Annotated in this window: 19 protein-coding genes; 9 read left to right on the top strand and 10 right to left on the bottom strand. The window is 67.8% G+C overall.

The genetic code is table 11. The features are described 5' to 3' along the window. Positions 1 to 4: 4 nt before the first annotated feature. Positions 5 to 736: a class I SAM-dependent methyltransferase gene (locus VFW04_09350; protein ID HEX5179523.1), complete on the bottom strand. Its 732-nt coding sequence runs from the start codon at positions 734 to 736 to the stop codon at positions 5 to 7. A 180-nt stretch (positions 737 to 916) separates the two neighbouring features. Here VFW04_09350 and VFW04_09345 point away from each other — a divergent pair, with 180 nt between their 5' ends. Further along, positions 917 to 2,590: a hypothetical protein gene (locus VFW04_09345; GenBank protein ID HEX5179522.1), complete on the top strand. Its 1,674-nt coding sequence runs from the start codon at positions 917 to 919 to the stop codon at positions 2,588 to 2,590. 24 nt (positions 2,591 to 2,614) lie between these two features. On the opposite strand, the gene VFW04_09340 is transcribed toward VFW04_09345, so the two are convergent. The 4 genes from VFW04_09340 to VFW04_09325 all read right to left on the bottom strand — a co-directional run bounded on the left by VFW04_09340 (position 2,615) and on the right by VFW04_09325 (position 8,949). Beyond that, positions 2,615 to 4,540, bottom strand: coding sequence for a protein kinase (locus VFW04_09340; GenBank protein ID HEX5179521.1), 1,926 nt, complete (start codon positions 4,538 to 4,540; stop codon positions 2,615 to 2,617). Continuing rightward, positions 4,537 to 4,911: a response regulator gene (locus tag VFW04_09335; GenBank protein ID HEX5179520.1), complete on the bottom strand. Its 375-nt coding sequence runs from the start codon at positions 4,909 to 4,911 to the stop codon at positions 4,537 to 4,539. The genes VFW04_09340 and VFW04_09335 overlap by 4 nt, the downstream gene beginning before the upstream one ends. 3 nt (positions 4,912 to 4,914) lie before the next feature. Continuing rightward, a complete protein-coding gene (locus VFW04_09330) occupies positions 4,915 to 7,854 on the bottom strand; it encodes a response regulator (GenBank protein HEX5179519.1) in 2,940 nt (979 codons plus the stop codon). 126 nt (positions 7,855 to 7,980) lie between these two features. Beyond that, positions 7,981 to 8,949 carry a hypothetical protein gene (locus VFW04_09325; protein HEX5179518.1) on the bottom strand — a complete coding sequence of 323 codons (969 nt, stop codon included), beginning with the start codon at positions 8,947 to 8,949 and terminating at the stop codon, positions 7,981 to 7,983. 123 nt (positions 8,950 to 9,072) lie between these two features. On the opposite strand from VFW04_09325, the gene VFW04_09320 reads away from it, so the two are divergent. Further along, positions 9,073 to 11,031 carry a BTAD domain-containing putative transcriptional regulator gene (locus VFW04_09320; protein ID HEX5179517.1) on the top strand — a complete coding sequence of 653 codons (1,959 nt, stop codon included), beginning with the start codon at positions 9,073 to 9,075 and terminating at the stop codon, positions 11,029 to 11,031. A 26-nt stretch (positions 11,032 to 11,057) separates the two neighbouring features. On the opposite strand, the gene queG is transcribed toward VFW04_09320, so the two are convergent. Together queG and VFW04_09310 are read right to left on the bottom strand one after the other, a co-directional pair. Then, a complete protein-coding gene (gene queG / locus VFW04_09315) occupies positions 11,058 to 12,194 on the bottom strand; it encodes a tRNA epoxyqueuosine(34) reductase QueG (GenBank protein HEX5179516.1) in 1,137 nt (378 codons plus the stop codon). Next, the gene (locus VFW04_09310; protein HEX5179515.1) at positions 12,191 to 12,394 is read right to left on the bottom strand and encodes a hypothetical protein; all 204 of its coding nucleotides are present in this window, start codon (positions 12,392 to 12,394) and stop codon (positions 12,191 to 12,193) included. Before VFW04_09310 ends, queG begins: the two co-directional genes overlap by 4 nt. A gap of 134 nt (positions 12,395 to 12,528) precedes the next feature. On the opposite strand from VFW04_09310, the gene VFW04_09305 reads away from it, so the two are divergent. After that, on the top strand, positions 12,529 to 12,783 hold the full coding sequence (locus VFW04_09305) for a hypothetical protein (protein ID HEX5179514.1): 255 nt from the start codon (positions 12,529 to 12,531) through the stop codon (positions 12,781 to 12,783). A 2-nt stretch (positions 12,784 to 12,785) separates the two neighbouring features. Here VFW04_09305 and VFW04_09300 read toward each other — a convergent pair whose 3' ends face one another. Next, positions 12,786 to 14,186 (bottom strand): alkaline phosphatase family protein, encoded by a 1,401-nt coding sequence (locus VFW04_09300; GenBank protein ID HEX5179513.1) that lies wholly within the window; start codon positions 14,184 to 14,186, stop codon positions 12,786 to 12,788. Positions 14,187 to 14,280: 94 nt separating this feature from the next. Between VFW04_09300 and VFW04_09295 the strand changes: the two genes are divergently transcribed. Beyond that, positions 14,281 to 15,237: a TIGR00730 family Rossman fold protein gene (locus VFW04_09295; protein ID HEX5179512.1), complete on the top strand. Its 957-nt coding sequence runs from the start codon at positions 14,281 to 14,283 to the stop codon at positions 15,235 to 15,237. A gap of 45 nt (positions 15,238 to 15,282) precedes the next feature. After that, on the top strand, positions 15,283 to 16,509 hold the full coding sequence (gene speY, locus VFW04_09290) for a deoxyhypusine synthase (protein HEX5179511.1): 1,227 nt from the start codon (positions 15,283 to 15,285) through the stop codon (positions 16,507 to 16,509). A gap of 59 nt (positions 16,510 to 16,568) precedes the next feature. On the opposite strand, the gene VFW04_09285 is transcribed toward speY, so the two are convergent. Next, positions 16,569 to 17,357 (bottom strand): MBL fold metallo-hydrolase, encoded by a 789-nt coding sequence (locus tag VFW04_09285; protein ID HEX5179510.1) that lies wholly within the window; start codon positions 17,355 to 17,357, stop codon positions 16,569 to 16,571. 277 nt (positions 17,358 to 17,634) lie between these two features. On the opposite strand from VFW04_09285, the gene VFW04_09280 reads away from it, so the two are divergent. Continuing rightward, on the top strand, positions 17,635 to 18,105 hold the full coding sequence (locus VFW04_09280) for a GreA/GreB family elongation factor (protein ID HEX5179509.1): 471 nt from the start codon (positions 17,635 to 17,637) through the stop codon (positions 18,103 to 18,105). Here the strand turns inward: VFW04_09280 and glpD are convergent. Next, a complete protein-coding gene (gene glpD, locus VFW04_09275) occupies positions 18,083 to 19,729 on the bottom strand; it encodes a glycerol-3-phosphate dehydrogenase (GenBank protein HEX5179508.1) in 1,647 nt (548 codons plus the stop codon). The two genes, VFW04_09280 and glpD, sit on opposite strands and share 23 nt — an antisense overlap. Before the next feature lie 23 nt (positions 19,730 to 19,752). Here glpD and VFW04_09270 point away from each other — a divergent pair, with 23 nt between their 5' ends. From VFW04_09270 to fadJ, 3 genes are all read left to right on the top strand, one after another. Then, positions 19,753 to 20,325, top strand: coding sequence for a methyltransferase domain-containing protein (locus VFW04_09270; GenBank protein HEX5179507.1), 573 nt, complete (start codon positions 19,753 to 19,755; stop codon positions 20,323 to 20,325). Positions 20,326 to 20,420: 95 nt separating this feature from the next. Next, positions 20,421 to 21,722, top strand: a complete 1,302-nt coding sequence (gene fadI / locus VFW04_09265; GenBank protein ID HEX5179506.1) for an acetyl-CoA C-acyltransferase FadI — start codon at positions 20,421 to 20,423, stop codon at positions 21,720 to 21,722. Continuing rightward, the gene (gene fadJ, locus VFW04_09260; GenBank protein HEX5179505.1) at positions 21,719 to 23,887 is read left to right on the top strand and encodes a fatty acid oxidation complex subunit alpha FadJ; all 2,169 of its coding nucleotides are present in this window, start codon (positions 21,719 to 21,721) and stop codon (positions 23,885 to 23,887) included. Before fadI ends, fadJ begins: the two co-directional genes overlap by 4 nt. The last annotated feature ends 35 nt before the right edge of the window (positions 23,888 to 23,922 follow it).

Raw genomic sequence — 23,922 nt, 5'->3', positions numbered from 1 at the left:
CGCCTCAGGACACGCGCTGATAGATGGAAATGTGCTTGGTGCTCTCGCGCCCGAACGTTTCTTGCCCCCAATCCGCCCATCGATGCTCGAGACGCAGGCCCGCGATGCGCGCCATGAGATCCAGTTCCGACGGCCAGACATAGCGGAGCGTGACCGGATAGAGGCGGACGCCGCCCTCCGTTAGGACAATGTGCTGGCTGGTCACCCGTTGCTGCGCCAGATCCAGCAGCGACGCATCGATCCGCACTTCTCCCGTGTCGACACCGATCACGCGCATCGTCTGCCCCGACACGAAGCGCGTGAGGTCCGGCACGAACGCCTCGATCACGAAACGGCCTCCGGGAGCAAGGTGACGCGCGACCGTCTCCATACACCGGACTTGCTGCGCCTGCGTGAGGAAGGCGAAGAACGTATTGAACGCGATGAAGGCGAGCGAGAAGCGCTCGTCCAGCGCAAAATCGTCGAACGACGACAGGGTGACGGGAATCGCCGCGCCGCCGGGTTTGGCGCGAAGCTTCGCGACCATTGCCGCCGACGCATCAACGCCGTGCACCTGGACGCCCCGGCGCCGCAATGGAAGCGCAATGCGGCCTGTGCCGATGCCGAGTTCCAAGACGGGTCCAGCCTGCGCGAGGTCGGCGAGCGCGTCGATCGAGCGCTCGTCGTACGCGGCGTACCACGAGTCGTAGATGTCGGCGATGCGCTCGCCGTATGTCTCGGCGGTGTAGTCGTGCATGGAAGACGTCCAACGGTGACGCGAGGCGCTCACCGCCAATGTCGCGCGCCCCGTCCGCGAGAGCAAGGAATAGACGCGTCGCGGCGTCGGTCGCGCTGGCGATCCGCGAGGAGGAGGCGGATATTCGGTTTCACGCACCGCCGGCGTCCGAGACATGAACATTCGCGCGGGAGGCATCGCATGCGCGCAGCGTGGAAGCGAGCGACGGTCCTGGCATCGGCAGCGGCGTGTGTGGCCGCCATGTCGGTACAGTCGCAGTCGTCGAGCGCCCTGACGCTCGCCGGATATGGGTCGGTGGATTTCCCGACGTCGACGACATCAGCCGCCGCCCAACGCGAATTCTCCCGTGGTGTGCTGCTGCTGCATCTCTTTCACTACGACGAAGCGGCCGACGCCTTCCAGCGCGCCGAGCACGCCGACACGAACTTCGCCATGGCGTACTGGGGCGAAGCGATGACCTACACGCACGCCGTGTGGGATGAGCAGGACACCGCGGCCGGCCGCAAGGCGTTAGGCAAGTTCGCGCCCACCGCCGATGCGCGCGAGCGCGCCGCTCCAACCGCGCGCGAACGGGCGTACATGCGCGCCGTGGATGCGTTGTACGGCGAGGGCGCCAAGGCGGCGCGGGACACGTTGTTCTCCGAGCGCATGGCCGCCGTGGTGCGCGCGAATCCAGGCGATGACGAGGCGCGGCTCTTCTACGCGCTGTCGCTCATGGGATTGAGCCAGGGCGTGCGCAACGTGCCGACGTACGTCCGGGCGGCGTCCATCGCCGAGAGTGTGTACGCACGACATCCGAACGAGCCGGCGGCGGCGCACTACTGGATCCACGGCATGGATGATCCCGACCACGCGGCCGAGGCGCTGCCGGCCGCGCGCGCGTTGTCGCGCGTCGCCCCCGACGCGGCGCATGCGCAGCACATGACGTCGCACATCTTCATGGCGTTAGGCATGTGGGACGACGTCGTACGCGCCAACGAGAACATGATGCGGATGATGGACGCGATGGCGGCGAAGCGCGGCGTGGCGCACTTCTACTGCGGCCATGGCCAGTCGTGGCTGGCGTACGGCTACGTCGAGCAGGGACGGCTCGCCGACGCACGGCGGATGGTCGTGGGCTGCGAGCAGCAAGCGGCGCGGGCGAAGTACAAGCCGGACATGCGCGATCTCGATCCCGATCTCTCGGCGCTCGGCAGCGCCGCGATGATGTGGGCCCACTACGTGATCGACGCCGAAGCGTGGTCGGGCGGCATGATCCAGTGGACGCCCGATTTCGACAGCGCGGCGTCGCCGCGCCTGTCGTATCAGTTCGCGCGCGGGTTCGCAGCGGCGCGGCGCGGCGACGGCCGGACGGCCTCGGATGCGCGCGCGGCATTCGAGCGCGAACGTGCGCGTGTGGTGGCGCTCATCGGAGCGGAGCAGACTCCTGATCCGTCCGATGTGGAATACACGAAAGGCTTGTCGGTCCTCGGTACCGAGCTCGACGTGGTGACGAGGCTCGCGCTGCGCGACCAGTCACTCGATTCGGCGGCTGCGGTTTCGGCGCTGGCGTCGGCGGCCGCTGCCGAAGACTCGCTGGCCTACGCGTTCGGACCGCCGCCGGTGCTCAAACCATCGCACGAGCTGTTAGGCGAGTTGCTGCTCGGTCTCCGGCGCTTCGGCGATGCCGAGCGCCAGTTTCAGGCATCGCTCGCGCATCAGCCGCGGCGGGTGCTCTCGCTGCGCGGCCTCGCCGCGGCGGCCGTGGGTGCCGGCGATTCGGCGGCCGCGACGCGCGCCCGCGCTGAGCTGCGCGCCATCCAGCACGCCGGCCGTCCGGCGGCGGCGGCCGGCGCGCCGCCGGGCCTCCGTTAGGCGCGCGGCGTCAGGCCAGCTCCGTCAGGCCAGCTCCGTCAGGACGCGCGCCAGGTCGGCAGCGCTGGCGAAGCGGTCGGCAGGGTCTTTGGCGAGCAGCCGCTGCACGACGGCGGAGACTCCGGCGGGGATCTCGGCGTCCAACGACGTGGGGTTGGGCGCGGTGTCGCGCAGCACCTTGGCGATCAGCGCGACGGGCGAGCTCGCCTCGAAGGGCAGCCGGCCGGTGAGGCACTCGAAGAGCACCACGCCGGCGGCGTAGAGATCGGCCCGCTGGTCGAACGCTTCGCCGAAGAGCTGCTCCGGCGCCATGTACGACGGCGTGCCCACGAGGAGTCCCACTTCCGTTAGGCCGCTCGCCGCGGCTGCCGGCCGCGCGACGCCGAAGTCCATCACCTTGAGCACGCCCGCGGCGTCGAGCAGCAGGTTTTCGGGCTTGATGTCGCGGTGTACCACGCCTTGTTCGTGGGCGGCGGCCAGCGAGTACGCGAGCTGGCACGCGATGGCCATCGTCGGCGCGATGCCTAACCGGCCGCGCGTGTGCAGCAGCTCGCGGACGGTGATACCGTGCACGTACTCCATGGTCAGGAAGTACACGCCGTCCTGCTCGCCGATGTCGTGCGTCCGCACCACGTGCTTGCTCGAGATGCGGCGCGCGAGCCTGATCTCCCGCTTGAATCGCTCGACGCTCGCCGCGTCGCTCACCAGCTCCGAGCGCAGGATCTTGAGCGCGACCTGCTCCCCGAGCTCGCGGTCGAGCGCGCGGTACACCGCGCCCATGCCGCCGGCGCCGATCTCCTCGGCGATCTCGAAGCGGTTGGCGAACAGTTCGCCCGCGGCCAGCACAGGCGCCTCCCGTTGGGCAGTGTCGCGCGCCGTTTCGCGCACGACGCCGATCTCGCGCTTCAGCGCCTCCAGCTGCTCGCGCAGGCGCGCCTCGCGCACTTTCACCTGGTTGGCCATGCCATCGAAGACCCGGGCGAGCCGGCCCAGCTCGTCATCGCGGCGCGACACCTGCGCGAGTGCGCCGGCCTCGTAGCGGCCGGCTTCGACCGCCGTCGCGGCCTCGATCACCCGTCCGACTTCCCGCAGATACTCGAGCTCCGTGTCGCGGAGCCGCTTCTTCTCGAGGCACGCGCCGACGCGCGCGCGCAGGAGCACGGGGTCGAACGGCTTCGAGAGAAAATCCTCGGCGCCGTTCTCGATGCAGCGGACCACGCTCGACACATCGTCGAGCGCGGAAATCATGATGACGGGAATGTCGCGTGTCGACGGCCCGGACTTGAGGCGCTCCAACACGGTCAGGCCATCGAGGTCCGGCATCATGACGTCGAGCAGCACGAGGTCGAATCGCTCGTGCGCCAGCATCGCGAGCGCGGCGTGGCCGCCGGCTGCGCATGTGACGTCGTGCCCCTGCCGTCTGAGGCGGCGCTCGAGCACCGCGCGGTTGTCCTCGAGGTCGTCGACGACGAGGATGCGCGCCGAGTCGATGGCCGGCGACGGGACCGCGGCATCGAGCGCCGGGTGGTCGCCCGTGTTCGTTAGGCGCGTGCGGCCGACTTGCTGCGGCAGCTCGACGGTCAGCAAGCGTTCGGCGGAGCTGCGGATCCGGCGCACGTCGCGCTCGAACTGCGGATCCGCATCGGCGCTGGTGAGGGACGCGAGCAGCTCGCCCGTCGCAGTGACGATGCGCTGCTGCGGCTCGCGCAGGGCGCGCCGCAACGCCGCAAACTCTTCGTCCGTGATTTCGCCGCGCGACGGCGGGACCGCGGTGTTGATGCGGTCGAGGATGTCGCGGCCGGCCGTCAGCGTGCGGTCGAGCGCGTCGCGGCGCGCCGGGTCCGTGGCGTCTTCGACCAGCATCTCGCAGTAGCCGATGATCAGATTGAGCGGAGTGCGCAGCTCGTGCCGCAGCTCGGCCACCGACTCCTGCGTGGTGAGTCCGCTCACACGGGTCTCGCGAGCAGGGCTTCGATCTTGCCTAACAGACGATCGAGCTCGACCGGCTTGGTATCGTAGTCGTCGCAGCCGGCGGCCAGCGCTTTCTCGCGGTCGCCCGACATGGCGTGCGCCGTGAGGCCGATGATCGGCACGTGGTGGCCATCGGCCTCGGCCTCGCGCACGCGGCGCGTCGCCTCCCATCCATCAAGCTCGGGGAGGCTCATGTCCATGAGAATGAGATCGTGGCTGCCCGAGAGCGCCATGCGGACACCTTCGAGCCCGTCGACGGCGATCGCGACGTCGTATCCTTTGCGCTTCAACCGGCGCGACAGCATGTCGCGGTTCAGCTCGTTGTCCTCGACGAGGAGAATGGTGGGCATGTGCTATCTCGCGGGTTGCGGCACGGTGCCGGCCAGCTGGCGAACTTCGGCGAGGAGCGCGTCGGTTTGCAGCGCGCGCTTCTGCAGCACGCGCTCGACGCCGCCGTTCAAGCGATTGCGATCTTCGGCGGAGAGCGTGCGGGCGGTGATGACGACGACGGGAATCGCGCGACTGGACGGATCCTGGTGCAGTGCATCGAGGAACTCGAATCCGTCCATTTCGGGCATCATGAGGTCGAGGAGCACGAGCGCCGGGCGCGATGCGGCGATGCGATCCAACGCGATGCGCCCGTTCTCGGCCTGCACCACGGACCATCCTGCTTTCTCGAGGGTCCGCGCGTACAAGGTGCGCGTGTGCTCGTCGTCCTCGACGACGAGAATCGGACCGGCGGACTTGTTCGGCACGTGGCGCCGGACGAGCGCCGCGAGCCGTTTGCGCTCGATCGGCTTGGTGAGGTATTCCGCGGCGCCTAACGCGAAGCCCATGTTGCGGTCTTCGACGATCGTCTGGAGAATCACCGGAATGGCGGCGATGTCGGGGTCCGCCTTGAGCGCCGCGAGCACTGCCCATCCGTCCATGCCCGGCATGAGCACGTCGAGCATGATGAGCGCGGGGCGGCGTTCACGCGCCAGCCGCAGTCCGGTTTCGCCGTCGGCGGCTTCGATCACCTGGTAGCCATCGCGGACGAGCACGCGGTGCGTGATGGCGCGTGCGGCCGGGTCATCGTCGATGATCAGCACCGCCGTGCCGCGCGCTTCGGGCGCGGCCGTCGCAGGCGCGTCGCCGGCCGGCGCGGCAGGTTGTTCGCCTAACGGCGCCGATGCGTCCACGGGCAGCCGCACGGTGAACGTCGAGCCGCGTCCCGAGTCGCTTTCGACGCTCACATCGCCGCCCATGAGCTCGCAGAAGCGTCGTGTGATCGCGAGGCCGAGTCCTGTGCCGCCGTATTTGCGGCTCGTCGACGTGTCGGCTTGGGAGAAGGGCTCGAACAGCCTCCCCATCTGCTCGGGCGTCATCCCGATGCCGGTGTCGCTCACGCGCACGACCACGGCGTCACCGCGCCGCTCGGCGGCCAACGTGATGCGGCCATGCTCCGTGAATTTGGATGCGTTCGAGAGAAGATTGAGCAGCACCTGGCGCACGCGCGTCAGATCCGATCGGATCGCGCCGAGGCTGGGTGCGCACTGGACGGTCAACGTGTTGCCGCGGCGCGCGACTAACGGCTCGACCGTCGTTGCCACGTCCTTGATCGCAGTGGCCAGATCGAACGTCTCGAGGTAGAGCTCCAGTTTGCCCGCCTCGATTTTCGACAAATCGAGCACGTCGTTGATCAACGCGAGCAAGTGTCGGCCGGCAGCGCGGATTTTCTGCAGGTCGGGCACGTAGTCCGGGTGTCCACGGTCGGTCGCGTCCTCTTCCAGCATTTCGCTGTAGCCGATGATCGCGTTGAGCGGCGTGCGCAACTCGTGGCTCATGTTGGCGAGGAACTGACTCTTCGCGGTGTTGGCCGCCTCGGCTACCTGACGCGCGGCGAGCAGTTCGCTCACGTCGTGATACAACCCCATCATGCCCGTGCGAACGCCGTCGACGATCACCGGAACGGCGAGCACTTCGACGTCCACCATGGTGCCGTCTTTCCGTCGCCGCTGGCCGATGCCCTGCACGGTGCGCGACTGCGCCGCTTGCACCGTATACGACACCGCCTGGCTGCGCGTCTCCGCCGTCGTGATGAGATCATCGAGGTTTGCGCCCACGACTTCCCGTTGGGCATAGCCGTACATCTGCTCGAACGCCGGATTGCACGAGAGCACGTGGTGATTGACGTCGAGCACGACGATGGCGACCGGACAGTTGCGCACCAGCACCTCGAAGTACTCGCGCTCCCGTTGGGCGGCGGCGAACAAGCGCGCGTTTTCGAGCGCGATCGCGGCCTGCTGGCCGAACAAGGAGAGCAAGCGGCAATCGGCCTCGGCGAACGTGAGGGACGGGTCCTCGTGCCATACGTTGATCGCGCCGACGGCGCGACGTCCCATGAGCAGCGGCGAGACGACGACCGCGCGCGCGTCGATGCGCGCGTACTGCGGCGAACGCCCCGACCACGTTTGATAGTCGGGAATCATCATCTGCTCGCCGGTCTTCACGACGAGCCCCATCGCGCCCTCGTTCACTTTGAGGTGCGTTCCGCGCGAATCTTCGACCATGTTGTGATTCGCCGCGATCACGAGCTCTCCGGTTCGATCATCGTACGTCGCGAGCTCGCCGCCGGCGGCGCCGAGCAGCCTCACGGCGCGCGTGAGCACGGCATCGAGCAGGCGAGACAGCTCGAGGCTGCCGGAGAGATCGGTGATCGTGTCGAGCAGCGCTTGGCGCTCATCGGCGCGGCGTCGCTCGGCGGCGACGAGACGTCGCTGCTCCTCGACGAGGCGGAGGCGCGCGAGCGCGATGCCCGCGTGCTGCGCCGCGGCGGTGAGGATTTCGCGATCGGCGGCCCCGAACGCGTCGGGCTCGCGGCTCTCGACGACCAGCACGCCGAGCACATCGTCGCCGGCGCGGAGGGGGACGTCGATTTCGGAGCCGCTGCCCAGTCCGGGCACGTATTCCGGCTCGAGCGTGACATCCGGTGTGTACTGCACCTTGCCGTCGCGGAGCGGCCGCGCGCTCAGCCCTTGATCGGCGGGCAGGCGCATGCCGGGTGGAATGTCGTCCCAGCCGACCGATGCGCCTAACACACGCTCGCTGGAGGCGGCATCGAGGAGAAACACACCGATGAAGTCATAGCCGATGGCTTCATCGTGCAGGCCATCGACCACTGCTCGGCAGACGTCCGGCTCGGTTTGCGCGGACGCGATGGCCGCGCTAAGACGCAGCAGCGCGGACTGGCGGTGTGCCAGTCCGGCGGTGTTGCCTTCGGGGGGACGCCGTGCTTTTCGGGCTTGCGCCATGGTGGGTGGCCTCGCTCGCGATAAGCTACCGCTTTTGGCGCTGATCGCCAGGCGACACGCCATGGCACGTGCACCGGCAGTGCCGGGCGAGACGCCCGGCACTGCGACCGATCCCACATCTCGCCGTTAGTCCGTTGCGTTCCGGGTCACCAGGTATCCGCTCGGGTGCCCGTTCGCGTCGATGTAGCCGCCCACGATGTCCCCCTGCTCGTTGATGCCAACAGCCGATGTGGCCTGGGCTCCCGGGTAATCGATCGTCGTGAGCTCGCCGCCGCTCCACAAGAACCCATGCTCCTGGAAAGGCCCGACGAAACACGCGCCTGGAAGATCGCAGTAGGTGCCGACGATATCGCCTCGCGAGTTCGTTCCGCCGTCATCCAACGAGACGTTCTTCCCGTTTGGAAGCGTGAACGTCGTGAACGTGCCGCTGCGGTAGACAAACAGTCCTCCCACGCCGCTTTCCATGAAGCCGCCGACGACGGCGCCGTTTGCCTGCTCCTTGAACGCATCCGTCTCCGTCGCACCGGGCACGTCGAGGACGACGAACCCGCCATCCTGGTAGAGGAAGCCATGGAAGTCTCCGCTACCGACCGGCCGGCATGTGACGGCGGTGCAGAACCGACCGACGACATCACCGCTCTCGCTAATGCCCAACGCATTCGTGAACGTGGCGCCCGCGGGATCGAGTGACGTGAACACGCTCCCCTGCAGCACGAAGCCGTGGCGAACGGCCGGTGCCGCCGGGAGCGTGTACCAGCCCGAGATGGCTCCCGCGTCGTTGATCGATGCAGCGACCGTGAACCCCGAACCGGGATAGTCGATGGTGCTAATCGTGCCATCGGGCTCGCGCAGAAATCCGTGGGTTTTGCCGGCGCTCATATATCGGCCGACAATTTCGCCGCGCGTATTGATGTCGGTTGCCAGCGTTAGGGCCGAGCCGGGCGGGTCGAAGGAGACAAAGATTGTACCGACGCCGCGGCCGGCCTGGCCTACGGGTTCGGCCCGTTCGGGAGCGGAAACACCGGCGCCATCGGCGCAACTGCTCAGTGCCGCTGCAACTGCAGCCATGGTGAACAAGGCGGGAATCGAACGCATTGTGAGTCTCCGGTAAGGGGATGGAATGTCGCGGCCTTGCTGGCTGCGACGGCGCGCCGTAGACTCGGCACCGGCGCTCATTTTTCGCTCAGATTCTCGTCAGATCAGAGGCGGCGGCTCATTGTGTTTCGTCTCGATACATTCGGCGGCCTGAGGCTCACGTGTGACCAGCACGAGCGATCGCTGCGCCGGCGTCAGCTCGCCTTGCTCGCGCGACTCGCCGCCGCGACTGATCGAGCGGTGAGCCGCGACGAGCTCCTCGCGATGTTCTGGCCGGAGAGCGACGGCGACGGGGCGCGCCACTCGCTCGACCAACTGCTCTACGAAGCACGGCGGACCGTTGGCGCGGCATTCACGAGCGGCACCACGGCGCTGCGCCTCGACCCGGATGTGATTGCCTGCGACCTTGCCGAATGGGCTTCGGCTCTCGCCGATAAGAATCTCGAGCGAGCCGTCGCAGTGTATCGGGGACCGTTTCTCCAGGGGTTCTATCTTCAGGGAGCGCAGGGTTTCGAACGCTGGGTCGAGTCGAGGCGGACGGAGTTCGCCACACAACACCGCCGCGCTCTCGAGACCTTGGCCGGACGCGCGTCTCGTGAAGGCAGGTTCACTGACGCGGTGGAATGGTGGCGACGACTTGCCGCGGAAGACCGGTTCGGGTCGCGCACCGCGCTCGGGTTGATGCGCGCGATGGTCGATGCCGGCGATCGGGCCGGAGCGCTCGATTTCGCGCGGGTGCACGAGCAAATCGTACGGGCAGAACTGGAGTCGCCACCGGATCCTGTCGTCACGACGTACGTTGAGTCGTTGCGGGTGTCGCCGCCGCAAGCAGCGGCCGTGTCGCTCGCCGAGCATGCGTTGCCGGTGCCTGCGTCGACCGCCGCGGCGCCGGGACCGGAGGCCTCCACATCGTCAGCCGTGCCGCTGTCGACACAGCCAGGCCAGCCGAGACGAAGCTGGATGCGGTTTCGTGCCGGCGCCGCTGGGCTCGTGCTCGCGCCCATGCTCGCGCTCATGCTCGTGGCGATCCGGCATCGCGACGCGGCGGATGGGCGCCAGGGCGACGTGCCTAACGCACGGCACGACAGCGTGCAGGACAACGCGGCTCCAGGGCGACGTCACGCATCGCGGGGGACGAAGAACCTCGCCGCATACGATCTGTACGTGCATGGGAACGACCGGCTGCACCAGCGCAGCGATTCCGGCTTCATGCGTGCGATCGCGGAGTTGGAACAGGCGGTCGCCCTCGATCCGAATTATGCCGAAGCGTACGCGGCGCTCGCCCGAGCGTACGGAACCGCATCGACGTTCACGTTCTCACTCTCACCCACCGACCGCGAAAACATGCATTCGCGCGCCGTGGCTGCGGCGAGTCGCGCGATCGCGCTCGACAACTCGCTGGCTGACGCGCACGCGGAACTCGGGTATCTCTTGGGACTCGGGGGCGATCCACTGGCCGCGATCGCCGAGCTCGAGCGTTCGATCGCTCTCGACTCGACTGTCAGCGGCGTCTATGAGATGCTGGCCAAGTCGTACGAATTGGCCGATCGCCCGGATGATGCGATCGTTGCCGCAAAGCGCGCCGTCGCCACCGACTCGATGTCCGCCGCTGCCGCCGCGGAGTTAGGCGACGCGTTGTACTACGCGCGGCGTTACGACGACGCGCTCGCGCAGCTGATGAAGGTGGTGGCGCTTCGGCCGCCGCTTCGACGTACGGCGTTCTATCTCGCCGAGGTGTATCTGGTCAAACACCGATGGAAAGAGGCGATCGAAGTGATGCAGCCGGATACCTCGGACCGCGACAGCCGGGGCCTCGTCGGTTATGCGTTGGCGCGGTCCGGGCATCGACCGGACGCGAGGCGTTTGCTGGTACGGATGCTCGCGGCGAGGTCCACCGCTGCGGGGGCGATCGCGGAGGTGTACGTCGGGCTGGAACGATACGACAGCGCCTTCGTGTGGCTGGACCGGTCGTTCGATGATCACTCACTGCATCCGATGATCATGGGGCCGCTGTTCGATGACGTGCATGCCCGGCCCGAATTCAAGCGCGTTAGGCAGCGGCTGGGCCTTCCAGCCGAGTAGACGGCTGGCAGCGCCTTGATGGGCGATCAGGCGCCGCTGCGGGAGAGACCCGCGCGCACTTCTTGGAGCACGCGATCATCGCATTCGTGGGAGAGTCGCGCGCGCAGGGCGGCGAGAGCGTCCGGAGAGCCAATTCGCGCCAGCGCCCACGCCGCATGTGAGCGCACCGCAGGCTCGGAATCGGATAGTGCGCCGACGAGCGACGGCACATCCTCGGACGTTCCGACATTGCCGAGCACGATGGCGGCGTTGCGCTTCAATCCCCCCAATTTGGCTCGCTTCATCGGTGAGCCCTGGAGCACGGTCGAGTACTCCGATGGCGACATCGACAGGAACTCCCGGGCCAGCATCCGCGCATCCTTGCCCGCTATGGCTGGTCGGGGCGCGAACGCGGGTTCGAGCAGCGGTCGCGAGAACTTGCTGGAAAACGGGCAGACTTCCTGGCACACATCGCATCCGTAGAGCAGCTCGCCGATCAGCGGGCGCAGCTCGACGGGGATCTCGCCGCGATACTCGATCGTGAGGTACGAGATGCAACGCCGCGAGTCGAGCACGTGAGGTGCGGTGAAGGCCTGCGTTGGGCAGGCATCGAGGCAGCGGGTGCAGCGGCCGCAATGATCCGTCGCGAACGGTGCGTCCGGCGCCAGGTCGAGGTCGAGCAGGAGCGAGCCGATGAAGAAGTACGACCCGATCCGGGGATTGAGCAGCATCGTGTTCTTGCCTAACCAGCCGAGCCCGGCGCGGCGCGCAAGGTCGCGCTCGAGGACGGGCCCGGTGTCGACGTAGGCCTTCCCCGGGATGCGGCGTCCGAGTTCCGATTCGATCGACGCGTGGAGCGCGCGGAGCTTGTCGAGCATCACGTCGTGGTAGTCGTCGCCGCGCGCGTACCGTGCGACGGGTCCCGACGGCTCGCGCCCGCCGTAGCCGAGCCCAACAACCACGGCGCTGGTAGCGCCGGGGACGGGCAGCCGCGAGTCGCGTCGCACCTCGGCGCGCCGCTCGAGGTAGGCCATGTCGCCGGCGTAGCCGTTCGCGATCCAGTCGTCGAACGCGGCGGCGGAATCCGCGATGCCTAACGGAGCGATGCCGGCCAGGTCGAACCCCAGTCCGTAGGCCTGGGCCTTGATGCGGTGCTCCAGCCGCGGCGCGCGCGGCGTGGTCACGGCGGCGTCCCTGCCCAGCGCGCGTATCGGATGACATCCTCGACGGGCGGAATGGCGTCGTAATCGCCGTACGCCGTGTACATGCGCCACCGCACGTAGTCGCGCGCCGGCAGCGGGAGAAACGGCGGACGGCGATACCAGTCGCGACGCCTGAAACGCCACGCGACGCGCAGAAGATCGATTGCCAAGGGCGGTCGCACGATCGCGCGCGCTGCCAGTGTGATCGCAAGACGAGACCACGAACGGCGAGCGGATCGACTATCGTTTGTGGTCAGGTGTGTCTCCGGCGCAGCGAGTGGTGTCGACAACTCACGTTCAATTTCACGAGGAGCCCGTGCTCTCTCAACTGGGGTATCAAGTCGTGTCGCTGAGCGGGGCCGTCCTGGTCCTGATCGGATATGCCGCGCTGCAGCGCGGAATGCTCCACCGCGAGGATCGCTGGTTCAATCTCCTCAACTTCGTCGGCTCGGCGCTGCTGGCGTGGATCGCGATTCTCGATCGCCGCTGGGGATTCATTTTACTGGAGGTGGCGTGGGCGCTGTTGTCGGTGCCGCCGCTGCTTCGCCGGCCGAATCGACGTCCTACCTGACCTCATACGTCGCTTCGTCCGTCGAGCGCGCCGGGCGCGGACAGCCCCAGCACTCGCAAGGCGGAGGGCATCACGTCCGCGGTCCGACGGGGCGGGATGCCTAACGGGCGGTTCGTGAGCAGCGGGACCAGCATGTGCTCGCGCAGCAGTGCCCCGTGCGTGCTCACGTGCGGGATCGGCTCGTAGCGGGCTCGCAGATCCCAGCCGCGCGACGCCGACACGATCATGTCGCCGGAGCGGGGGGCGGCGGCCAGCGATGCGATCTGCACCAACGCATCCGGGTAGGCGCCGGCAAACGTCGCCTCATGGGATTCGATGGTGTCGAGCGGCGGCAGGTCGCCGAGTCCCAGCGGGTCTCCGCTCAACGGGCGATAGGTGAATCGATTCCGGTCGCGCTCGAGGAGCGCCGCACCGCGATGTCGCGCGCGAATCTCGAAACGCCGCGGCGAGTGCGGCAGGACGAGCACATCGATCGACTCTCGCTCGAGCAACGCCTCGGCGAGCGATGCCCAACGATCGCGCAGCGCGGGCCACCACGGGCGGTCACGTTGGGCGATGTCGAGATAGACGTGCGCCATCGCGTTCCCGCTCACCATCACCGCCGCGTCGGCGCGCGGCGCAACGATCCACGGATGCGCGAGCACGCGGTGGCCGGCAGCGCGAATGGCGTCCGCAAGATCGTCGTGCGATGATACCGGCGAGTGCCCGTGATCGCTCGCGATCCAGAGGTGCGTGCGGTCCCAGCGCCCGGCGCGCTCCAGATCCGTGCGCAGCGCGCCCACGAGGTCGTCCAACGCGACCACGGCGCGGTGCGCGTCAGGCGAGTCATGCCCCGATGCATGCGAGCATTTGTCCAACGCGAGCAGCGCGAGGAAGGTGACGGCCGGATTCTCTTCCTCGATGCGCCGGCGCGTGACCCGCGCCGCCAGCTCGTCGATGGTGAACCACGCGCGCGCGTCGCCGCGCCAGTGCGTGCGCGCGAGATTCCACAGCAAGCCCGCGTTGCGTCCCATCTGCGAGCGACCGCGCGCGCCGCGCGAAATCATGCTCATTGCGGTGAAGCACGACGGGGAGAGCTCGAACAGCGTGCGCGCATCCCGATCGAGATCGGCATCCATGTGACGCATTTCCGCGCCCAGATAGCTGCGACAATACGGCGGCACGCGGCATCGCGTCCGCGCCCGGTCGTACCAACGCAAGCCCGGCAGTCCAACCGCTCCTGGAAATCGGCCGGTGAGGAACGGCGCGTACGCGGGGCCCGTGACGGACGGGAACACGGTGGTGACCGTGTGCAGTCCTCCTTCTGCGCGCAGCCGTGCCAGATGGCCGAGCTCGCCGCGCGCGAAGGGCGCGTCGAAGACATCGGCGCGAGCGCCGTCGAGCAGAATCAGAACGAGCGACAACTGGAGGCGCGGTGTGTCGGTTCAACGGGCGCACAGCGTCCCTCCCGACGCGTGGATCGTCGGGCTAGCTTTGAGTTTCTCTTTCCGCGCACACATGGCCTCACGCCCCAAACCTCGAAAGAAACGCGCCGCGGTAACAACGGCATCGGGAAAGAAAGCCGATGTGAACAAGATGGCCGTGGCCGAGCAGGGATCGCGCGAGGGATTTCGCGAGCGCACGGAAGAAGGTCATCTCAAGGCGGGCAGGATACCACCATCGCAGATGGAGCGGGGTAGACAGGCGGGCGCGGTCAAGATCGTCGACGAGCGTCCGATCGACCAGTCCATTCGCGATTACATCCCGCCGCTCATCACCGAAGATGAAAAGCTGCTGCGCGTGCAAGGCGCGCGCGAGCAGTCGCGCGACTTCACGCGGACGGATCCGTGGCGCTTGCTGCGAATCATGTCCGAGTTCATCGAAGGGTTCGACACGCTCGCGGCGGTGGACAAAGCGGTCACCGTGTTCGGGTCGGCGCGTGTGGGTCCGGATGATCCGCAGTACGCGGCTGCGCAGGAGACGTCGCGACTCTTGGCCGAGGCGGGTTTCACGATCATGACCGGTGCGGGTCCGGGCATCATGGAAGCAGGGAACAAGGGCGCGCGACTCGGCCACGGGCGCTCGATCGGTTGCAACATCGAGTTGCCGTTCGAGCAGGGTGCGAATCCGTACGTCGACACGCTGATCAACTTCCGCTACTTCTTCGTGCGGAAGACGATGTTCATCAAGTATTCATCGGCATTCATCATCTTCCCCGGTGGGTTCGGCACGTTAGACGAGTTGTTCGAGGCGTTGACGCTGATCCAGACGGGCAAGATCTATCACTTTCCGGTGGTGATGTTCGGGCGGCACTACTGGGCGGGATTGATTCGCTGGCTGCACGCGCGCGTTTTGCAGGAACGGAAGATTTCGCCCGGCGATTTGGAACTGATGCTGATCACGGATGATCCGGCGGAAGCAGCGAAGGCGGTGATCGACGCGTACGAGGCGCGATCGGCCGCGCTGCGGCCGTGAGCGCTGCAGGGGTGGCGCGATCCACGTAATCGTTAGGCGGCGGCAATGGCGAAATCCAAGAAGGGCGGCGCGGCGCGCCGCGGCCCGACGGCGGCCGCGCCCAAAGCGGCGCAGAAGCGCGAGGCCGAAGAGCGCGAACGCACGCATACCGCGCACGTGGCCCGCGAGACGAGCCGGTTCCTGCGCGGACAGCGGATCAATCCGCGGCGGATCGACGGCACCGAGAGCGTCGCGCAGCTGATCGACGAGACGTTTCTCGCCTACAACGCGGGACGGTTGCGCGAGGCGGCGCAGCTCTTCGTCGAGAAGATGCTGGAGCGCGACGTGACCGTTGGGCTGACGCTCACCGGCGCGCTCACGCCGGCGGGCCTGGGCCTGGCGGCGCTGATTCCGCTCATCGAAGCCGGCTTCGTGGATTGGATCATCTCGACCGGCGCCAATCTGTATCACGACACGCACTACGGGTTGGGTCTGTCGATGCACCGCGGAAACGCGCAGGAGAGCGACGTGGTGCTGCGCGAGGAAGGCGTCGTGCGGATTTACGACATCTTCTTCGACTACGACGTGCTGCTCTCGACGGACGCGTTCTTCCGCCAGATCATGCGGAGCCCGGAGTTCCAGCGGCCGATGTCCAGCGCCGAGTTCCACTGGCTGTGCGGGCGGTACGTCCGGGAGCGCGAAGATGCGTTAGGCATTGGCCAGCGGTCACTCATTTCGGCGGCGCATGCGGCGGCCGTACCCATCTTCACGTCGTCTCCCGGCGACTCCTCGATCGGCATGAACATCGCCGCGCTCGCGCTCGAGGGCAACGCGCTGGTGATCGACCCGAACCTCGACGTGAACGAGACGGCGTCGATCGTCCTGGCCGCCAAGCGTGGCGGCGGCAAGAGCGCGGTGATGATCATGGGCGGCGGCAGTCCCAAGAACTTCATGTTGCAGACGGAGCCGCAGATCCAGGAAGTGTTAGGCATCGACGAGAAGGGCCACGACTACTTCCTGCAGGTGACCGACGCGCGCCCGGATACCGGCGGCTTGTCGGGCGCGACGCCGGCCGAGGCGGTGAGCTGGGGCAAGATCGACCCCGACCGGCTGCCGGACGCGGTCGTTTGCTACACGGATTCGACGATCGCGCTGCCCTTGCTCACCGCGTACGCGCTGGCCAAGCGAAAGCCGCGCCGGCTCAAGCGATTGTATGAGCGGCGCGGCGCCATGATGGAGGCGCTGGTGCGGGAGGCGAACGCCGCCTCGAGGCCCGCGGCGACGCGCCGTTAGGCAACGTCGGCGCGGCCGCCCCGGCGTCAGGAGCCGGACCGGGTGTCCAGCCGCAAGCGTTAGGCAATTTCGTCGCGCACGCGTGAGACGAACATGATCCGCGACATCGCGCCACGAGAGACATAGTAGGCGAGGTCCTCGCGCCCGAGGACTGCACGCGCGATGGCCCGGTTGGACCAGCCTTGTTCGATACGTCGCTCGATCGCGTCGATCATCTGCTCGAGCCAGTCCGCTTTGGCGAGCAAGGCCGATACGGGATCGCGCACGAGGCCGCGGTGCGCATCGAAGTAGCGGCGCGGACGGAGCGATGCGGCGTGGCGCAGGCTGCGCACGAGCTCGCGCGGGCGTTCGTCCGAATGAGCGGCACGCACTTTGACGCCGAGGAAGAGATCGCCGCCGAACATGGTTTCGCGCTCGGCGTCCCAGACGACGTGATGGTCTGCCGCATGCCCGGGCGTCGGCACGAGACGCAGGGCATCACTCGCAAATCGCACGATCGGGGTGCGCAACGCCGGCGGATTGCCCCAGATGATGCGGCGGTGCAGTCCGAGGTGCTCTGGATTCCGGAGCAGTGCCAGCGTGCCATCGGATGCGCCGATCGGTATCCGCATACGCGCGGCCAATTCGACGTTTCCGCCGTGATCCTCGTGGTGATGGGTAATGAGAATGGCGTCCGGACGCGCACGCGCCAGATACTGCGCGACCGCTCGAGCGACCAACGGAAAGCCGAGGTCGATCATCACGCCGCGCACCAGGTAGGCGCTGACGTCGTAGCCGATGGACCGGCCTGGCAAGCTCGACATGCACACCTGCGTCACGTCGGCGTGTGACTCGATTCGGAGCGTCACTGGAACGTGATTCGCGTCGAAGATTTCATGGGCCAATTTGTGCGGAGTTCGTGCCTCGCTTCAGGGTAGACACCGCCCCGTTTGTCGTCTACTATGAGACATGAGCCTTCTCTCTGGAGCACCAGCGCGTGGATTCGCGGCGGCGGCGCGGTCGCGCGTGCGGCGTGGACCGGCGCGGACCGTTTCGTAGAGAGAGGGACCCTGGCACGCTCGCCCGCAATCGCCCGGCCCCCTTTCCGGAGGCCGGGCGCTCCACTTTTTGCGCCGTGATGAATCGATGATCGAGGAACTGAAGCAGAAGCTGCAAGGCGAGGTCGACCGGCTGCAGCACGAGCTGAACGTCGTGCTGCCGCAGGAAATCCGCAAAGCCGTGGAGCTGGGCGACCTGCGCGAGAACAGCGAGTACAAGGCGGCGCTGGAGCGGCAGCAGTTCGTGCAGGCTCGGTTAGGCCACTTGCGTCAACGGCTCAGCAAGTTGTCGCAGATCGACATCGCGCAGATCCCGACGGATCGCGTGGGCCTCGGCTCGCGCGTCACCGTGAAGGACGTGAAGAGCGGGACGCTCGAGGTGTACTATCTGGTCTTCGGCGACGCGGTCGAGTTCGAGGACGGTCACGTGACAATGGCGTCGCCGATCGGTCGCGCGTTAGTCGGCAAGGCCGTCGGCGAGGTGGCGATGCTCAGGCTGCCGGCCATGACGCGTCAACTGGAGATCATCGAGCTGCTCACGATTCACGCGCAGGCGTAGCCGCGCCCGCGGGCGGCCCGAGCACGAGCGCCGCATCGCGCACATACTCCGCGACATCGGCGGCCGACCAGCCGTATGCCGGGGCGATGGTGTCCGCCAGCGCGGCGCCGTGATCGGCCAGCTGCCACGCGAGCGGTGCGCGTCGCATCAGCACATCGCCTAACGAAAGCGCCATCTCGCGCGCGACGGCCCAGGACACCTCGGCACGGATGTACGGCAGCGGCGGAACGAGCGGAACGGCGAGCGCGCCATCCGCTTCGGCGAGCGACCAGACGCCGGCCCACTCGCCGCCGTAGCGGTGTACGAGATGCGCGGCGAGCGCGCGAGATCCCGTCCGCTTAGCGGCCTGCTCGAGCTGCGCGTCGATGGTCGCGGCGCCGCCCGGCAAGGCGACGGATCCGGTGGGCGCCTCGCTCACGCGCTGGCCGAGCGACCGTTGGACGGCATTGACCGTGTCGCGGGCCATCACGCGATACGTGGTCAACTTTCCGCCGGACACGGTGATGAGACCGGGCGCCGTCGTCGTGACCGCATGCTCGCGAGACAGCGCGTCGGGCTGACGCGCGTCTCCGCCGACGAGCGGTCTGATGCCGGCCCAGGCGGCGATGACGTCGTCTGGCGTCAGGCACGCAGCGGGGAAGTACGCATCTACCGACCGAAGGAGATACGCGACATCCGTCGGAGTGGCGCACACTGCCTCCGGGTCGCCATCGTAATCGGTGTCGGTGGTGCCGACGATGGTCGTCGCACCGGACGGGAGCACGAAGAACACGCGTCCGTCGATCGGCGACAGCAGCGTGAGCGCGCCGGCATTGCCGACGCGCTCGGCCGGAAGCGCCAGGTGCACGCCTTTGGTGCCGCGCACCGACGCCGTTGCGTTAGGCTGCGCGAATCGGCGGATGGTGTCGCTCCAGGGGCCCGTGGCGTTCACGACGCAGCGTGCGGCGATGTCGAACGATTGGTTTCCGATGATGTCGTGCGCACGCGCACCGCGCACGGCGTGGGCCTCGAGGAGGAGGCCGTCGGCGCGGACGCGAGTAACGACGACGGCGCCGGCATCGTGGGCGGCGCGCGCATTGAGGAGGGTGAGACGAGCATCGTCCGTGGCCGCATCGAAGTAGGTAGCGCCGCCGCGCAGCCCGGGGCGGCGGAGCGCAGGCTCGAGCGTCGAGACCGCCGCCGCGTCGAGCGCATGGTGCGGCGCCACGTTGCGAAACAGCGCGAGCGCATCGTAGAGCGTGAGCGCCGCGCGCAGCTTCCACGTTGGAATGCGTGCGCCGTCGAACACCGGCCACAAGAACTGCAGCGGCCGCACGATGTGCGGCGCGATCCGCATGAGCGTGCGCCGCTCCTGGCTCGCCTCGAACACGAGATGCAACTGTCCATTCTCGAGATAGCGGAGGCCGCCGTGCACGAGCCGCGACGAACGGCTCGACGTTCCGCTCGCGAAATCGGATTGCTCGACGAGCGCCACGCGCAGCCCCCGCATGGCGGCGTCGCGGGCGACCCCGGCGCCGACGATGCCGCCGCCGATCACGAGCACGTCGAACGCCTCCCGCGCCAGTGCCTCGATGAACGCGGGCCGGTTGGCGGCGCCGAATTCGGGTCGCGCTGCTGTCGTCACCGGGCGCGCCGCGTCATGGCAGCATGAGCGATCGCGAGACGTGGGACGCGCGCCATCGTGCGGCTCTCGGGACGCCGCTCGGTGCTCCATCGGCATGGGTGATGTCGCGTGCGCTGTCGCTGAGCGCACATGACACGATCGTCGATCTGGCTGCCGGACGAGGCCGTCATGCCGTGCCGCTGGCGCGCGCCGGGCATCGCGTGGTGGCCATCGACATCGTCGCGGCCGCACTCGCCGATGCGCGCGCGGCGGCACCGATGGACGCGATTGCCGCCGACGCATCGCGACTGCCGCTTCGAAGCGGCAGCATCGATGCGATCGTGTGCGTCAATTTTCTGGATCGCACCCTGTTTCCCTCGCTGGCATCGCTGTTGCGACCCGGCGGCGCCGCGATCGTCGAGACGTTCACCGTTGCGCAACGGGCGTTGGGCAGGGGACCGAGCAGCGACGCGTTCCTCTTGCAGAGCGACGAGCTGCCGGCGCTTCTGGCGCCGTTGGTGATTTTGGAAAATCGTGAGGGCCTGGTGCGCGATGCCGCGGGTGAGCGATACGTGGCGCAGGTCATGGCGATGAAGGAGGGTGTGTCGCGGCGATGAGTGCAAGAACGATACGGGTCCGCGCGCGGGGGGCGCGAGGGCTCGGGACGTCATGCCGAATGGCGTCCGGCAACTCGCAGGTCTAAGTTTCCGCCATGGAAAGCTATGGACGCAACGGCCGGCGGGTGGCGCTCGTGGCCGGTTTGCGTACCCCGTTCGCCAAGGCGGGAACGATTCTCAAGCCGATGAGCGCGCAGGACCTCGGCCGCGCCGTGGTCGCAGAGCTACTCGAGCGCACGACGCTCGATCCGGGCGAAATCGACATCATTGTGTTCGGCACCGTCGTGCCATCGGTGCTCGCGCCGAACATCGCGCGCGAGGTGGCGCTGCTGCCCATGATGCCCAAAGACATCCCGGCGTTTACGGTGAGTCGGGCGTGTGCTTCGGCGAACCAGGCGATCACCGACGCGGCGGACCAGATCGTGCTCGGCCACGCCGACGTAGCGATTGCGGGGGGTGCCGAGTCGTTGTCGAACGTGCCGATACTGCATTCGCGCCGGTTTGCGGATGTGCTCGTGCGCGCGAGTAAGGCGAAGTCGTTGGGCGCGCGGGTGAGCGCGTTCTCGCACGTGCGTCCGCGGGACCTGGTGCCGGTGACCCCGGCGATCGCCGAGCCATCGACGGGCGAGACGATGGGGCAGTCGGCGGAGAAGATGGCCAAGCTCAACCACATTCCTCGCGAGGAACAGGACCAGTTCGCGCTGCGGTCGCACCGGCTGGCGGCGGCGGGGACGCAGGACGGTCGCCTAACGTCGGAGATCATGCCGTTGTTCGTGTCGCCATCGTACGAGGCGTGGGCGACGACCGACAACGGCGTGCGGACGGACACGAGTCTGGAGCAGTTGGCGGCGCTCAAACCGGTGTTCGACCGGCGCTACGGCTCGGTGACGGCCGGCAATTCGTCGCCGCTCACCGACGGCGGCGCGGCCGTGATTCTCATGAGCGAGGAGAAGGCTCGTTCGTTAGGCATGCAGCCGATCGCGTACCTTCGATCGTACGCGTACGCGGCGCTGGACCCGGGCGAGCAGTTGTTGCAGGCGCCGGTGTTTGCGGCTCCGAAAGCGCTCGAGCGCGCCGGCCTCACGCTGGCCAACATCGACCTGGTCGAGATGCACGAGGCGTTCGCGGCCCAGGTGTTGTCCAACCTGCAAGGATTCGAGAGCAGGGCGTGGGCGGCGCGCGCGGGCCTGTCGCAGCCGATGGGTGAAGTGGACCGGTCGCGTCTCAACGTCATGGGCGGCTCGATCGCCATCGGCCACCCCTTCGGCGCCACCGGGGCGCGCATCACGACGACGCTGGCGCACGAGCTCAAGCGGCGCGGCGGCCAGTTCGGCCTCATGACCGTGTGCGCGGCTGGCGGAATGGGCTTCGCGATGGTGTTGGAGAACGCCGCGTGAGCGCCGCGACGGACCCGGTGCAAGCGGCGTCCGCGCTCGCGGTCGACATCCAGAACGGTATCGCGGTCGCAACGCTCGACGTGCCCGACGCGTCGGTGAACGTGCTCGACGCGCAGGTGGTGGCGGAGTTTGCGTCGTTCCTCGACCGTGTCGACCGCGACGCTGCGGTTCGCGCGGTGGTGTTGATGTCCGGGAAGCCCGAGAATTTCATCGCCGGCGCCGACATCGAGCAGTTCAACGCCTTGCGCACCGCGCACGACGGGGAAGAGCTGAGTCGTCGCGGGCAAGCACTGATGAGCCGGCTGGAGCACTTGCGCGTGCCGGTGGTGGCGGCGATTCACGGCGCCTGCCTGGGCGGCGGACTGGAAGCGGCGATCGCCTGCTCGTATCGCATCGTGACGGACCATCCGAAGAGCGTGCTCGCGGCGCCGGAGGTGCAGCTCGGCATCTTCCCGGGCGCGGGCGGCACGCAGCGCCTGCCGCGTTTGATCGGCTTGCGCGCGGCGCTGGACCTGATGCTCACCGGGCGCAACGTGCGGGCGCGCAAGGCGCTGCAGTTAGGCTTGGTGGACGAGATGGTGCACCCGTCCATCCTGCGCGAGATCGCGGTGGATCGGGCGCGGCAGCTGGCCGACGGCACGCTGGCGCGGTCGCGCGGCCGGGCGTCGCGCGGGGTGGCGGGCGTGCTGCTCGAGGACAACCCGTTAGGCAGGCGTCTCATCTTTTCGCGGGCGCGCGCCGGCGCGCTCGCCAAGACGATGGGCAACTATCCGGCGCCGATCGCCGCCATCGACGCCGTGCGCGCCGGCTACGAACTGGGCCGCGACGGCGGGTACGCCGAGGAAGCGCGCCTGTTCGGCGAGATGGCGGTGTCCGAGGTCTCGCGCCAGCTGGTGTATCTGTTCTTCGCGACCACGGCGCTCAAGAAGGATTCGGGGACCGCGGTGGCCGCGGCGCCGCTGCCCGTGCGCAAGTTAGGCATCTTGGGCGCGGGGTTCATGGGCGCGGGCATCGCCTCGGTGGCCGCCATGCAGGGCGTGATCGTCCGGCTCAAGGACGCGGAATACGGGCGCGTCGCCAAAGGCCTCGCGGCGGTGAGCGCCGTGATCGGCGAGCGCGTGCAGAAAAAACAGATCACGCGGCGTCAGTTCGAGGACCAGATGTCGCTCGTCGGCGGGACCACCGACTACGCCGGATTCTCGAGCTGCGACCTGGTGATCGAAGCCGTGTTCGAGGACATCGATCTCAAGCAGCGCGTATTGCAGGAAGCCGAGCAGGTGATGCCGAGCGACGCGATTTACGCATCCAACACGAGCACGATCCCGATTTCGCGCATCGCGGAAGTGTCGAAGCGGCCCGAGCAAGTGCTCGGCATGCACTTCTTCTCGCCGGTGCACAAGATGCCGCTCCTCGAGGTGATCGTGACGCCTCGTACGACGGCCGTGGCAACATCCACCGCCGTCGCGTTCGGCAAGAAGCTCGGCAAGCACGTGATCGTGGTGAACGACGGGCCGGGCTTCTACACCACGCGCACGTTGGCGGCGTTTCTCAACGAAGCGGGCTACCTGTTGGACGAGGGTGTGTCGATCGAAGCACTGGATCGCGCGCTGATCGACTTCGGCTTTCCCGTTGGGCCGATCACGCTCATGGACGAGGTCGGCCTCGACGTGGGCGCCAAGGTGGCCACGGTGCTGCGCGATGCGTTCGGCGACCGGCTCACGCCATCGCAGTCGTTGTCGCGCGTCGTCGCATCGGGGCGGTTGGGCAGAAAAGGCGGAAGCGGGTTCTATCGCTACGACGCGCCGGGCGGCAAGAAGACCGGTGTGGATGACACCATCTACACGCTGCTGCCCACGGGAGCGAATCGAACGGAGATTCCTGTGCTCGAGATGCAACAGCGATGCGTGCTCGCCATGGTGAACGAAGCGGCGCGGTGCCTCGAGGAGGGAATTCTTCGCTCGGCGCGGGATGGCGATGTCGGCGCCGTGTTCGGCATCGGCTTCCCGCCGTTCCGCGGCGGGCCCTTCCGATACGTGGATTCGGTCGGGCTCGCGCACATCGTGCGTCAGCTGGAGGTGTATCATGGCCGGTTCGCGCCGCGCTTCGAGCCGGCTCGCATTCTGCACGACCGGGCGGCGCAAGGCGGCGGACGCTGGCTCGATTGACTGGATGGCGGTGAACGCGAGGGCTAGCTTATGCG

This window comes from Gemmatimonadaceae bacterium (genome assembly GCA_036273715.1).
GTDB lineage: Bacteria > Gemmatimonadota > Gemmatimonadetes > Gemmatimonadales > Gemmatimonadaceae > JADGGM01.
This window is presented reverse-complemented; position numbering and strand designations above follow the sequence as displayed.